Raw genomic sequence first — 13444 nt, forward strand, 5'->3', positions numbered from 1 at the left:
GCCTCGACCGCGACCCCGAATACCGCTCCTGAACACCGTTCAGTTACAGTGGGAGGGTGCTCGAGGCCGCCTCGGGCGTCCCCGATCACGTCGGGGAGGATCACGACCAATGGAGTACTCATGACACCGACCCACAGCACCACCTCGGCGGGGATCACCCGTCCTCGCTCGGCCGGCAGCGATATCGCCCTCGTTGCGGTCTTCGCGGCGATGCTCGCGGCCTTTGCGATGATGCCTCCTGTTCCGGTGGGTCCCCTCGGCGTGCCGATCACTCTGCAGACCTTCGCGATCGCCCTGTGCGGGATGGTCCTCGGACCCTGGCGCGGATTCGCAGCCACCCTGCTCTATGTCGTCCTCGGTCTCGTCGGACTCCCGATCTTCTCGGGAATGCGCGGCGGAATCGGCGTCCTCGCGGGCCCGAGCGCCGGCTACATCCTCTCCTTCGCGCTCTACGCTCTCCTCGCCGGACTCATCGCCCGCTGGGCAGTGCGCCGCTTCAGAGGAATGAAGCTCGGTGTGGTGCTGTTCCTCGGCGGCTTCGGCGGCAGTCTCCTGCTCAACCACCCGCTGGGCATCCTCGGCATGTCGATCAACGGCGATCTGCCGCTCGGCGTGGCTGCGGTCGCGGACCTCGCCTACTGGCCCGGTGACATTGTGAAGAACATCCTGGCCGCCTCGGTGGCGGTGCTCATCCACCGTGCGTTCCCCGACATTCTGCGTCGTCGCGGTGTCAGTGTGGAATCGGTTTCGGCCCGTCAGGAGCAGGACGCCAAGTGACACGTGAGATCCGGCTGAGCGACGTCGGCGTCGGAGTCCTCGATGACGGACCCGACGGCGATGTCGTGCGCCCGATCCTCCAAGACGTCAATCTCACCCTCACCGAGGATGTCGTCGCCGTCATCGGTGCCAACGGCTCGGGGAAGTCGACCCTGCTGCAGCTGTTCAACGGCCTGGTCACCGCGAACGCCGGAGAGGTCCTCGTCGACGGTTTCGACCCGCGCAGGCAGGCGGCGAAGGTGCGTTCTCGGGTCGGTTTCGTCTTCACCGATCCGGCCGCGCAGCTGGTCATGCCGACCCCGATCGAGGACATCGAACTGTCCCTGCGCAAGTCCGTGCCCAAGCGTGAGCGGCGGGCAGCGGCACTGGCGGTGCTCGACGAGCTCGGCATCGCCGACCTCGCCGAACGGAGCGTCTACGAGCTCTCCGGCGGTCAGCGTCAGCTCGTGGCACTGGCCGCGGTGCTTGCGGTGGATCCGCAGATCCTCGTCCTCGACGAGCCGACGACCCTGCTCGACCTGCGCAACAAGGAGCGGCTGCGCGTGCATCTCCAGGAGCTCGTGGCCAGGCGCGGGGTGCGTATCATCCTCACCACCCATGACCTCGAGTTCGCGCAGATCGCCCAGCGCGCGATCGTCGTCGACGACGGTCGGATCGTGGCCGATGCCGCCCCCGCCGAGGCGGTCGCCGCCTACCGAAATCTCATCATGAGCGATACGCCATGAGTGGGAAAGGTCCTGTCGGGGTCGGCCATACCGGCGTTGGTGCCGGTGACACCGGAAGGACGTGGCGGAAGCACGCCGGCATCAAGGCTCGACCGCAGCTCTTCGGGAAGGTGGCGCATCCTCGGGGATGGCTGCATGCAGTGCCGACGGGAGTGAAGCTGGCGGTGATCGCCGTCATCGGCATCGTCGCGCTCATCTTCCGCGATGCGGCGATCAACTGGTCGATGTTCGCTGTCCTCGTGGTCCTCGGGCTCACCGCCCGGCTGCGGGTGAAGCACTTCCTGCGCACCTGGATCTATGTGGCGGTGCTCGTGGCGATCGTCATGGGGCTGCAGTACTTCTTCGAGTCCATGGAGTCGGGGCTGGCTGTCGGTGGGACCGTGTTCGCCTGCGTGCAGGCAGCATTGATCCTCACCCTGACGGCGTCGGTGGCGCAGCTGCTCGACACATTCACGGTGCTGGTCTCGCCCTTGCGGTTCTTCGGCGCGAACATCGAGTTGATCGCGCTGGCGGCGAGCCTCATGGTCCGGGCGATCTCCCATATCTCCGGTCTGCTCGGCGAAGCCGAACGTGCTGTTCGGGCCAGGGGACTGGACTCGAGCATCAAGGCCCGAGTGGTGCCGGCGATCCTGCGGTCGGTGAAATACGCGCAGGACACCGGTCGGGCTCTCGACGCCCGCGGCATCGTGGACTGATCGTCTTCGCTGACCGCTCGAGTTTCCGTCGATCGCTCATCGCATAGCTTGACACAACGACGCTGACTTGAGCGGTCGACGATTCGCCTGCGAGAGTCTGAGCCAGTTGTGAGCCGGGACTCAGCAGAACACCTGGTGGGAGGAGTAGCCTCGGCGAAAGAGGGGACGAACCCCGCTCGAACCGAAGGAGACATGATGACCGGCACCGAGAACACAGTCCTGTTGGCCATGGACTTCCAGAACGGCATCGCCGGGGACGACGCCTTCGCCTCGACCGGCGTGCTCGAACGCGCACGTGACGCCGTCGCCGCAGCCCGCAGCCACGACATCCCCGTCGTCTGGGTGCGAGTGGCGCTGCGTGAGGGGCATCCCGAACTGGCGGCAACGGCATCGTTCGCGCAGATCGCGGCCCACGGCGACCTTGACGAGTCCCATGCCTCGACGAGCATCCACGACGCCCTCGTTCGGCATCAGGGCGAGCCGATCGTGACCAAGCGACGCATCAGCGCCTTCACCGGCAGCGATCTCGAGGTGCTGCTGCGCGGCTACGGGGCATCGTCTCTCGTGCTCGCCGGAGTCGCCACGAGCGGAGTGGTGCTCTCGACCGTGCGTCAGGCTGCCGATCTCGACTTCGAGCTCACGGTGCTCTCCGACGCCTGCGCCGACCGCGACCCCGAGGTCCACACTGTGCTCACCGAGAAGGTGTTCCCCAAGCAGGCGCAGGTGCTCACCGTCGCTGACTGGACGACAAGCCTCGGCTGAGGCGCCGGAGACCTAGTGGGGCAGTGGATTCTCCAGCCCGTAATTGACCATCGAGCTGAATCCGCGGCCGAGCACCTGCGGCGCAGGATTCTCGATCGCCCGCGAATAGTGGCCGACGAGCTGTGAGCACACGCTCTTCCAGCTCCTGGCCTGCACCTGTTCACGACCGGCGACCCCGAAGGCCCGCCGTTTCGCTTCGTCGCCGAGGAGGTCCGCCGCATGCGTTCGCATGGCACGCAAGTCCTTCGGGGTGTAGAGCCACCCGGTGCGCGAGGAGTCGACGAGGTCGAGTGGGCCGCCTCGGGCGGGAGCGATGACCGGCACCTCGGAGGCCATGGCCTCCTGAATCGTCTGGCAGAAGGTCTCGAGCTCACCCGGGGCGACCATGAGGTCGAAGCTCGCCACCGCTTGGGCCAGAGCATCCCCACCGAGGAACCCGGTGAAATGAGCCTCCGGCAGCAGCCGGTGCAGACGCGTCCGCCAGGGACCGTCACCGACGATGACGACCTTCGCCCCGGGCAGATCGGTGAGCGCGGCAAGGTCTTCGACCTGCTTCTCCGCGGCCAACCTGCCGACGAAGCCGATGATCTTCTCACCATTCGGAGCAACGCTTCGCCGCCAGGCCCCGGACCGATGACCCGGGTCGAAACGGGAGGAATCGACCCCACGGGCCCATAGTGCCACCTCGGCGACACCGAGGCTTTGCAGCTGACCGATCGTGTACGACGATGGGGCCAGCGTCAGCGAGGAATGCTGGTGGATATTGCGGACGTGGTTCCACAGCATGGCCTCGATTCCGTGCATTCCGTACCGGGCGGCATAAGCGGGAACCTCGGTCTGGTAGATCGCCACGGTCGGCAGATTCAGTGCCTGGGCGGCGAGGACGCCGCGCCAGCCGAGGACGAACGGACTGGCCAGATGGACGACGTCCGGGGCGAAACGCTGCAGCAGCCGGCGGATGCGGGTGACGCCTCCGGGAGCCACGCGGATGCGTCGGTACTTCGGCAAGGCAATCGAGGGAACCCGGACGATGCGGGCGCCGGCGACCTCCTTCGGACCGTCCCTGCGCGTGCCCGGAGCGATGACGAGGACCTCGTCGCCGCGGTCGGCCAGATGGTCGAGGACCCGCAGGAGTGAGTGGGTGACCCCATTCATATTGGGGAGGAAGGATTCTGCAATGATCGCTACTCTCACGAGCCCCAGCTAAGGCCCGCCGAGTGACGAACGCATGACCCGAAGGCGACAGGTCGGCGACATCTGGCCGAAATCGGTCCGCACTCTGGTGACTGCAGAATGCCAGGGCCGGTGCCCGGGCGCGCCCCTTCTCGGTGGCTGCTCTCAGTCGCCTCGGTGTCCGGATGATGACCTGTTCGCGACGAGTCTGAACCCCGCGTAAACTGAGGTGTCGGAAATGCTCGTGCAGCACATGGAACGAGGGGAATGGCCGTGGTCTGGTTCATCGTCGGCGGTTGCGTACTCGCCGCTCTCATCGTTCTCTTCGTCATCCTCACCGTCCTGCGCTTCAACCAGCTGTCCATGGCCCGGTCGCTGTGCGATGAAGCCAAGCGCCAGCTCATCGGCGAGATCCGCGCCCGCCATGCCCTCGTGCCGGCCTATATCGGCACCCTCCAGCAGATCGCCGGACAGGACCTGTCCCGGCTGGAACTCGCGCTCGCCTCTGCCGAACGCGCCTCCTTCGACCACCGCGGCGCCGCAGCCGAAAACGCCCTGACCGACGCCGTCGATGACGCCGCACTCATCCCCGCGGCGCTGACGGAGAGGTCCCTGACCTCGGAGTCTGCCCGTTCCCATCAGGCTGCGGTCAATGAGGAGATCGACACGACGATCCAGCTTCTGCACGGTCAGCTGCAGGTGCTCACCGAACGGATCCTCGCCGGCGCGCGTTTCTACAACACGAACGTCGAGCGCTATCACCGGCAGCGGACGCGACTGGTCTCCCGCCTCTTCGGCGGGGTTTTCAAGCCCCGAGCCCCGTTCACCGAGGCGATCGATGACGATGGTGGACTCGGAACGGCGGGCCCCGCCTCGGCGAGGATGACCCGATGACCCGCTTCCGCCTCGATCTGGGCTATCGCGGCACGGATTTCCATGGCTGGGCCAAGCAGCCGGGACTGCGCACGGTCCAGGCCGCCGTCGAATCCGGGCTGGAGAGGATCACCGGCACCGAGGTGGACACCGTCGTCGCCGGCCGCACCGACTCCGGCGTCCATGCCCGCCGTCAGGTCGTGCACATCGATCTGGGCGATGAGGCGATCGGCAAGCTGATCGGCCAGTCGAATCGATCCGCCGAGGCGGCCCTCCTGTCACGTCTGCGCGGAGTCCTCATCGCCGGTGAGTTCCACGACATCGTCGTTCACGCGGTGACCGAGGTGCCAGAGGACTTCGACGCCCGGTTCTCCGCGCTGTGGCGGTCGTATCAGTACCGGTTGGCCGATCATCGATCATTCATCGACCCGCTGCTGACCCAGGTGACGCCGCGGCACAAGGGCGAACTCGATGCCGAAGCCATGGCCGAGGCCGCGAGCGAGGTCCAAGGGCTCCACGACTTCCTGCCGTTCTGCAAACCCCGGGAGGGTGCGACGACGATCCGCACCCTCTACGAACTGCATGTCTCGCGCGATCAGGATGCTGTGATCACCATCGATCTGCGCGCCGACGCCTTCTGCCATCACATGGTCCGTGCACTCGTCGGCGGACTGATCAAGGTCGGATCCGGCAATTGGGCGGTGACCCGCCCGGCCGAACTCATCGCCGAGGCGGACGCCGGGCTGACCCCGGATGTGCCCATGTTCGTCACGCCTGCCGAAGGACTCGTCCTCACCGAGGTCGGTTATCCGGCACCCGAGGACTATGCGGTTCGCAACGCCCAGACGATGGCCCGCCGCGACCAGGAATAGGCCGACGGTTCGGCGGGTCGTCGGCAGAAGCATCAATCCGCAGCATCAAGCCGCCTTATATCGCACGAGTCGCGATCATGTGAGAATTCCTCTTTCCAGTTGTGAGAATCCTGTGTAGATTCACACTTAAGTAACTTTCAGTTCGCATTGGCACTGCAGGATGGAATCGGTCTTCATCCCCACCGGCACGGTTGATGTGCGCCTCACTGAACGATCGAAGGAACCGAATACATGTCGAAATTTGTGACCAAAGTGCTGGCCACGGGCGCCGCAGTGTCGATGCTGGCTCTGCCCGGCCTCGCGCCTGCCTTCGGGGCACCCTCTCTGGGCCACGGAAACTCCACCGACGACAGCGCTACGGCACCGAGTCAAGCGGCTCCCGCGGACCCCGACGAGTCGTCGAACGATTCGACCGAAGGCAAGTCCGCGGCGTCGGACAACGCCGGCGACGAGCAGGATTCCGGCAGCGATGCGCAGTCGGCGCCCGAGGGCACCAAAGTTCAGCTGCTCAATATCACCGACTTCCACGGACGCATCTCCGAGGCAGGCACTCAGGTCGCCTCGGTCGTCGAAGATGAGCGGGCGAAGTTCGGCACCGGCGGCGACAACGCAGGCACCGCTGTTCTTTCGACCGGTGACAACATCGGAGCGTCGACCTACACCTCCTCGTCGCAGAACGACACACCCACGCTCGATGTGCTCGACGCGATCGGCGTCCAGGCCTCTGCTGTCGGCAACCACGAATTCGACAAAGGCATCGATGACCTCACAGGACGAGTGAGCGACGAAGCCGACTTCCCGTACTCGGCGGCCAATGTCTACGACAAGGGAACTCAGAACGTCGTCGACGGCCTCGACGAGTACTCCATCGTCGACGTGTCGGGAGTCAAGATCGCCGTCATCGGCGTCGTCACCAAGGACACCGCCTCACTCGTCTCACCGGACGGCATCGCCGACCTCGACTTCGGTGACCCCACGGACGCAGTCAACCGCGTCGCCGACGATCTCGAGAACCTGCCCGAGGACGAACGACCGGATATGACGGTCGTCGAGGCCCACCTCGGCGCGTCGTCGACCGAGAGCCTGGAAGACGCGAAGGCGTCGAACGCGGAGTTCAAGAAGCTCGTCACCGAGGCCGACGCCTCGGTCGACGCCCTGTTCACCGGCCACACCCATATGCCGTATGCCTTCGAAGCACCGGTGCCCGGAGAATCCGATCGCACCCGTCCCGTCATCGAGGCCGGCAGCTACGGCGAATACGTCGGGCAGGTGACCATGAGAGTCGACGGCAACAGCGACTGGCAGGCCAGCGGCATCGATCTCATCGAGACCGAGGGCAAGAGCTATGACTCCGAGGTCGTCGGCAAGGTCGCCGGCATCGTCAGCGACGCAGAGGAGAAGGCCAAGGAGCTCGGCTCCGATGTCTCGGGGACGATCAGCGAGGACATCACGCGCGCATCGAAGGACGGCAAGGAAGACCGCGGTGCCGAGTCCACGTTGGGCAACCTCGTCGCGGATGCGCTCAAGGAAGGCGTCGAAGAGACCCAGCTGGAAGAGGCCGACTTCGGCATTACGAACCCCGGCGGTCTGCGCGCGGACCTCCTCTGCGACGACATCTACAACAACGAGGACGAGTGCGAAGTCACCGTTGCCGAACTCAACAGCGTGCTTCCCTTCGCGAACGACCACGGTGTCGTGACGATGAAGGGCGAGGACGTCATCGGCCTCTTCGAAGAGCAGTGGCAGCCCGACGGTGCGTCCCGACCGTTCCTCCACCTGGGGATCTCCGATGACCTCGACGTCGTCTACGACACCGAAGCCGACAAGGGCGAGCACGTGAAGTCCGTCAAGGTCGATGGCAAGGACATCGACCCGAAGAAGGACTACCGGGTCGCGACGCTCAGCTTCCTCGCCGCCGGTGGTGACAACTTCACCTCCTTCGCCAAGGGCGATTTCGAACAGTCGGGGCTCACCGACTTCGAGACCTGGGAGAACTACTTCAACAAGCACCAGGCCGAAGACAAGGATGTCACTCCCGACAAGAACGAACGCCAGGCCGATGCGGCCAAGGACGTCATCGACAGCGGCGACCTGAGCGCGGAGCTGACCGGTCCGAAGGCCATCAAGCCCGGTGAGAGCGCAGATTTCGCGCTCAGGACGAATGCGAAGTCCGAGGTCGCAGGCCCCATCGACGTCACCGTCGACCTGCCGGCAGGCTATACCGCCGAGGTGGCCGCGCAGTCCGAGTCCCGGTCTGCTTCCAGCAGCGCCACCAAGGGCAGGGCCCCTGAGGTCAGCGCCGAGGCGGCCAAGACCATCACCCTCGATTCGATCCCGGCGGGGGAGTCCGAGACTGCTGTGACGGTGACCGCGCCGAAGGACGCTTCCGGTGAGGTGACCGTCAAGGCCAGCGTCCAGGCAAATGTCGACGGTCCGTGGTGGGACGACAACCCGCTGCCTCTGGCGCATGAGTTCGAAGCCACAGCGGCAGTCGGTGACGATGCGAACGCCTCGGCCGGCGATGACGGTTCCGCCGACGGCGGGGACGACGCTGCCGGTGGCTCGGACGGTTCGTCGAACGCCGGCGGTGCTGATGCGTCGGCCGACGGCGGTTCGGCCGATGGCTCCGGGGCTGATGCGAACGGTTCGAAGGACGGCGGCGACCTGCCGCGTACCGGCTTCGAGACCTTCAACATCGTCGCCGCCGCCCTCGCACTCATCGTCGCCGGTACCACCACGGTCACGATCGTCCGCCGCCGCAAGCTCAGTCTCCAGAACTGAGCCAGGCTGGCGTCAGACCGGCGGGCTGGAGAGTTCATCTCTCCGGCCCGCCGTCGTATTCAGGCACATTTCTCGCTGGGCCATCCCGCACCCTGAGCGTCATCTCCGCCCGGTAGTCGCACGTCGCACCGATGCAAAGGGGCGTTGTGTCGCTGCGGGGGTGGTTTGCGAGGAAGGGTGGGTGGTAACCCTACCGGTGCGTGATGCCCGCAGTATCGGGAGTGCTGCGTTGCGTCGGCGAGACCGGCGGGCGACCGGCGCGGAAAGTCTCGAGGTGTGTGAGCACCGGGACGAGGAAGAGGATGCCGACGGCCGGCACGACGATTCCCGAGTCGTTGATGAGAGTGCCGACTCCCAGCAGAATCGCGAGGCTGATCATCGCCGCCCTCAGCAGTGGGATCCGCAGGTAGGCGTCCTGAAGCCCGTGCAGTCGGAAGCGCGCTGGATCGAGGGCCATCCAGAACACGCCGATGATGACCAGCGGCAGCACCAGAGTCATCCACGACTGGGTGAGGATGTCGATGTTCATCCCGATCTTTCGAGCCAGAACGCTGAGCGCCTGACCGCTGATGATCGAGTCGAAGAACCGTCCGAAGTGCGTGCGCTGATCAGCCGGGCGCAGCCAGTCGAGGAACAGCACGGTGAGCATGACGAACCCGGCGATGCCCACCGTCAGCCCCAGCCGTTTGAGCGAGAACCGGATGCTCGCAGCGGACAGCACGAGGTAGGCGACTCCGATGATGAGGGTCGGCACGGATCCGAATTTCGTGCCCAGACCGGGTGCGGCGAGGATGACGCAGGAGACGAGCACGGGAAGGGTGACGATGAGGACCCGATGCAGCGGCTTGGCCACCAGAGACGCGAACCCGGCGACCGCCAACAGCAGCGCACAGCAGTACAGCGCCAGCGCCGAGTTCCCGATCCCGTAGAACCGGGAGGCGATGAGCAGGGGCTCACCCAACAGCGTCGACATCTGCAGCTGGGATCCGGTGACGACGTCGTAGGCGAGGACGGCCACGGTCACGGTGGACACGAAGAGCACCGGCCCGAACTTATGCCGCCGCCAGGGGCCGAGCAGCGCCAGCACCCCGAGCAGCAGCGCCCACCCGGCCAAGGCTCCGAGCATCGCGATGTCCGGATTCGTCGCCCGCTCCCACGGCACGGTATTGACCAGATACGTCGAGATCGGCATCGCCGCGAATACGACACCGAGGCGGTACGACCCGGAATGGACGAGCTCCCGGTGGTTCTTCCGCATGAACCACGCCAAGGCCAACAGTCCGATCATGAGCACGGCGACCACGGGGAAGAACCACGTCGACAGATCGTTCTGCGTCTTCACCGCAACCTGCCGGTCGAGCACCGCCTGATAGCGCGAATGCCAATCGGACCCGTGCGCCCCCGAGGTCATCGGCGCCCCGGCCGCATTGTCCATCTCCTCGGCACCGGACAGTGCCACGAGCGTCGGTGCCAGGTCGGGCACCTGCACCAGTCCCGGCTGCCGCGTCGACGAGGAGGTGAGCAGTCCCGCCTGCTCGCCCGGGGCGACCATCATCGTCGCCTGCATCGACGACCCTTCATGCGTGCCGTCGGCGATCGATGAGAATACCACGGGAACCCGCCCCTCGCCGAGGCGGTTCGGCCGATTTGCGCTCATCCATCCCGTCGATTCGAGGATGTCCCCGACCTGAGCGTCGAGATTCTTCAGCGAGTAGCCGTCGGCGGCGGTATTGCCGAGATCGACGAGGGTGAGCTCGCCGTCCGCGGCCGATTTCGCGACGTCCGTGCCCAGGTCGGACCCGACGGGCGACCAGTTCTCGACGCGGCCGGTTGGGGTGGCCGCGGCGATGGCGGCACCGCTGCCGAATGCGCGGATATCGGGCACTGCCTCGGCCAGCGCCCCGAGGGAGGCATCGTAGTTGTCGCCGCGTGCCACCTGCGCGTACACGTCCCAATCGGCGACCCAGCCGTCGAGCGGAGAGGCCGGTTCGCGGCACTGGTCACGGGGTTCGTCGGCGGCTCGCCGCCCTGATCCGAGCCCCAGCCAGCCGTCGACCGGGCAGCTCGTCGAGCGCACGCTGCGCGGAGTGATCGTCCCGATCTGCCCGCTCTTCATCATCACCCACAGGTGCGGTGTGGTGCGCGGATCGAGATCCTCGAAGCTGAATCCGGAGACGTTGATCGACACGACCCCGGGATTCTCCGAGGCGGCCCCACCGCCGTCGTCGTCCGTGGCCGGAGCCGTGCCACCGTTCCCGCCTGCCGCCTGAGCGTCGGCCCGAGCCGACGCGCCCACGGCCGCATTCGCGCCCGCAGCAGCATCCGCGTTCGAGCCCGCGCCCGGGACCGCCTGCCCGGCTTGGGGCAGGCCGAGGACGAACAGGGCAATGGCCAGGATCCCGAGCAGAACCCGGGCGGCGGGGGAGGTCACGGGGGCTCTCATCGGTGAGCCTCCTCGGCGTGTTCAGCACTGAGCGCCAGCAGGAAGGGCAGCAGAACCATGGCTCCGGTCGAGGGCACGGCGATCCCGGAATCGGTGAGCACGAGCCCGACGCCCAGTCCGGTGACGGCGGCGAGGAATCCATAGTGCAGGTCGGAGTCGGTGAAGAGCTGGGGGAGGCGTCCTCGCCACTTGTTGACCAGGCGCCCGGTCCGGCTGCCGGCGTGGACGTGGGGGAAGTGGAGGAGGTAGCGGAGGAAGATGAGGATCGCGATGGCCGCAAGCGGGGTGACGATGGCCAGGGCCGGGTTGACCTGGATGATGTGGAGGTTCGCGCCGAGCTTGCGGCCGACGACCTGCAGGGCCTCACCGGTGACGATCTGGTCGAAGAACGTGCCGAAATGTGAGCGTGCCCCGGCCGGGCGCAGCCAGTCGAGGAAGGCGATGCCGATGAGCACGGCCAGCGAAGACAGACCGATGAGGGCGAGGCGCAGCAGAGTCAGTCGGATCTTCGACAGCAGCGCCAGCAGGACCATGAGACCGGCGAGGATGGCGATCGTGCCGCCGAACTTCGCACCCCAGGAGGGGTTGCCGGAGACGAACACGGCGGCCAGCCCGACGACGACCGGCACGATGATCACTGCTCGTCGGTGCCCGCGTGCCCGCAGCCACGAGACCATCAGCCCAAGGAAGATGAAGAGGCTGACGATGAAGATCGCCGCACCCTGATTGCCGAGTCCGTAGTAACGGCCGCCGACGATCGGGTTGTAGCCGAGCAGCGAGTTCGCCTGCAGATGGGACCCGGTGGCCAGGTCGGCGGCGAGGATGAGCAGGTTCGGCCCGGCCAGGGCGCCGACCCGTCCTCGCCAGGTCCGACCCCATGGCGGGATGAGGGCGAGAACGAACAGAACGGCGGCCGTGCCGATGACCGAGAGGAACAGACCGAGCCCGGGATCGGCCATCCTCGACCAGGGGAGGAGCCCGGCGAGGAACGCTCCCATCGGCAGGGAGGCAACGCCCAGGGACACCCAGCCGAGGAAGCGGTGGACGTGGGACGCTCGGGTGGCACCGCCTCGGCGGCCGAGGATGGAGGGGTTGAGCAGGACCGCGCACGCGATGAAGAGGATGTAGAAGATGACGTCGAGGGTGATGGAGAACGTCGAGAGATTCTGACGGATCGTCGTCGACTTCTGCGCCTCGGCGACGAGATCGTCGATGCGCTGCTGCGGATCATCATCGGTCGGGGTGGAGTCGAAGCCGACGGCGCGCGGGGAATCGACACCGAGGACATCGAGGATGCCCGGCGCCAGATCGGTGATCTGCAGCAGCCCCGGGGTACGGGTCGTCGCCGACGACAGGGACCCGGGTTCGAAGCCGGGTCCGGACGCGATGAACGCGCGCAGCTGCGGCAGACCGGAACTGTCACCGAGGCCGGCGACGATGATCGTCGGATCTGCGGCCCCGTCCTTCGCGTTCTCCCGCACTTCCTGCAGCCGCACGCCGAGGCGGCGGTCGGCTTCAGCGACGCGGGTCTCCCGGTCGTAGTTCGGCGGAACGGTATAGGAGTAGTTCGGGATCGGGTCGAACAGCCAGGAGCGGAGGCCGATCGCGCCGAGGTCGACGACGCCGAGGCGGCAATCCGTGGCCAACGCATCCTCCGTGAAGTTCGTCACCACACCGTCTTCGTCCGCGGCGGCATAAGCTGCGCCGGGACCTTCGGCTGCGACGCAGGGTTCGAGCAGAGAGTCCGCATCGGCCGCGTCGGTGCCGGCGGGCACGGTGCTGCCGGCTTCTGTGACGGCGCGCGCCAGCATGCCATAGTCGACGGAGTAGCCGGAGCCGATATTGGGCTCCTTGACCGCATCGAAACCCTCGATCCGAGCCGCCGTCGTTCCGGCCGCGGATTCGGCGTCATGAGCTTCATCACTGTTCGCCGTCTCCTTCGCCGAGGCGGCCCCGTCCTCGGCGTCCACGGAACCGTCCGTGGTGGGGGCGATCATCGTCGGGCAGCGGGCCGAGTCATCGGGGTCGGCATCCTCGGCGATGGGGGAGGGGCCGGCCTGCGCACGGGCACCCGCGCCGAAGGACAGCCAACCGGAGGCGGGACAGGTGGCCGAGCCGATCGTGCGTACGTTGAGGTTCGCTGCCGCGCCCTCGGAGAGCAGATGAAAGAGGTTCGGAGTGCGCTCGGGGTCGATATCATCGATGGTCAGACCCGGAATGCCGAAGACGACCGTCTGCCCGGCCGGGGGCCTGCTGGTGTCAGTGGACTGCGCGGAGGACGCATTCGCGTCGGCCGAACCGTCGGTCGGTGCCATGCTGTCCGTTGATGCCGAGCCGTCGGTT

General features: G+C 66.6%; 10 protein-coding genes. 7 read left to right on the plus strand and 3 right to left on the minus strand.

Going from position 1 to position 13444, the window contains the following annotated elements:
• Positions 1-120 precede the first annotated feature (120 nt).
• The 4 genes from HK353_RS02170 (at position 121) to HK353_RS02185 (ending at position 2959) form a co-directional block, all read left to right on the plus strand.
• On the plus strand, positions 121-777 hold the full coding sequence (locus tag HK353_RS02170) for a biotin transporter BioY (RefSeq protein ID WP_173151791.1): 657 nt from the start codon (positions 121-123) through the stop codon (positions 775-777).
• Positions 774-1502 (plus strand): energy-coupling factor ABC transporter ATP-binding protein, encoded by a 729-nt coding sequence (locus HK353_RS02175; protein WP_425350533.1) that lies wholly within the window; start codon positions 774-776, stop codon positions 1500-1502. Before HK353_RS02170 ends, HK353_RS02175 begins: the two co-directional genes overlap by 4 nt.
• Entirely contained in the window at positions 1499-2197 is a 699-nt protein-coding gene (locus HK353_RS02180) for an energy-coupling factor transporter transmembrane component T family protein (RefSeq protein ID WP_217278166.1), read from the plus strand. The genes HK353_RS02175 and HK353_RS02180 overlap by 4 nt, the downstream gene beginning before the upstream one ends.
• A 195-nt stretch (positions 2198-2392) precedes the next feature.
• A complete protein-coding gene (locus tag HK353_RS02185) occupies positions 2393-2959 on the plus strand; it encodes a cysteine hydrolase family protein (protein WP_173151793.1) in 567 nt (188 codons plus the stop codon).
• A 12-nt stretch (positions 2960-2971) separates the two neighbouring features.
• Here HK353_RS02185 and HK353_RS02190 read toward each other — a convergent pair whose 3' ends face one another.
• Positions 2972-4153 carry a glycosyltransferase gene (locus tag HK353_RS02190; RefSeq protein ID WP_173151795.1) on the minus strand — a complete coding sequence of 394 codons (1182 nt, stop codon included), beginning with the start codon at positions 4151-4153 and terminating at the stop codon, positions 2972-2974.
• Between the two features lie 246 nt (positions 4154-4399).
• On the opposite strand from HK353_RS02190, the gene HK353_RS02195 reads away from it, so the two are divergent.
• The 3 genes from HK353_RS02195 to HK353_RS02205 all read left to right on the plus strand — a co-directional run bounded on the left by HK353_RS02195 (position 4400) and on the right by HK353_RS02205 (position 8658).
• On the plus strand, positions 4400-5026 hold the full coding sequence (locus HK353_RS02195) for a LemA family protein (RefSeq protein WP_173151797.1): 627 nt from the start codon (positions 4400-4402) through the stop codon (positions 5024-5026).
• Positions 5023-5877 (plus strand): tRNA pseudouridine(38-40) synthase TruA, encoded by an 855-nt coding sequence (gene truA / locus HK353_RS02200; protein ID WP_173151799.1) that lies wholly within the window; start codon positions 5023-5025, stop codon positions 5875-5877. The genes HK353_RS02195 and truA overlap by 4 nt, the downstream gene beginning before the upstream one ends.
• A gap of 231 nt (positions 5878-6108) precedes the next feature.
• Complete coding sequence (locus tag HK353_RS02205) at positions 6109-8658, plus strand: bifunctional metallophosphatase/5'-nucleotidase (protein WP_173151801.1); 2550 nt, start codon at positions 6109-6111, stop codon at positions 8656-8658.
• 190 nt (positions 8659-8848) lie between these two features.
• On the opposite strand, the gene HK353_RS02210 is transcribed toward HK353_RS02205, so the two are convergent.
• Positions 8849-11101, minus strand: coding sequence for a hypothetical protein (locus tag HK353_RS02210; RefSeq protein WP_173151803.1), 2253 nt, complete (start codon positions 11099-11101; stop codon positions 8849-8851).
• On the minus strand, positions 11098-13416 hold the full coding sequence (locus HK353_RS02215) for an alkaline phosphatase family protein (RefSeq protein WP_173151805.1): 2319 nt from the start codon (positions 13414-13416) through the stop codon (positions 11098-11100). Before HK353_RS02215 ends, HK353_RS02210 begins: the two co-directional genes overlap by 4 nt.
• Positions 13417-13444 lie beyond the last annotated feature (28 nt).

It is taken from the genome of Brevibacterium permense (genome assembly GCF_013280495.1).
In the GTDB taxonomy this organism is placed as follows: domain Bacteria; phylum Actinomycetota; class Actinomycetes; order Actinomycetales; family Brevibacteriaceae; genus Brevibacterium; species Brevibacterium permense.

Excerpts from the sequence above, each read along its gene's own strand:
- HK353_RS02170 (WP_173151791.1), top strand. The coding sequence starts at position 121 with ATGACACCGACCCACAGCACCACCTCGGCGGGGATCACCCGTCCTCGC.
- HK353_RS02180 (WP_217278166.1), top strand. The coding sequence starts at position 1,499 with ATGAGTGGGAAAGGTCCTGTCGGGGTCGGCCATACCGGCGTTGGTGCC.
- HK353_RS02185 (WP_173151793.1), top strand. The coding sequence starts at position 2,393 with ATGACCGGCACCGAGAACACAGTCCTGTTGGCCATGGACTTCCAGAAC.
- HK353_RS02195 (WP_173151797.1), top strand. The coding sequence starts at position 4,400 with ATGGCCGTGGTCTGGTTCATCGTCGGCGGTTGCGTACTCGCCGCTCTC.
- truA (WP_173151799.1), top strand. The coding sequence starts at position 5,023 with ATGACCCGCTTCCGCCTCGATCTGGGCTATCGCGGCACGGATTTCCAT.
- HK353_RS02205 (WP_173151801.1), top strand. The coding sequence starts at position 6,109 with ATGTCGAAATTTGTGACCAAAGTGCTGGCCACGGGCGCCGCAGTGTCG.
- HK353_RS02210 (WP_173151803.1), bottom strand. The coding sequence starts at position 11,101 with ATGAGAGCCCCCGTGACCTCCCCCGCCGCCCGGGTTCTGCTCGGGATC.
- HK353_RS02215 (WP_173151805.1), bottom strand. The coding sequence starts at position 13,416 with ATGGCACCGACCGACGGTTCGGCCGACGCGAATGCGTCCTCCGCGCAG.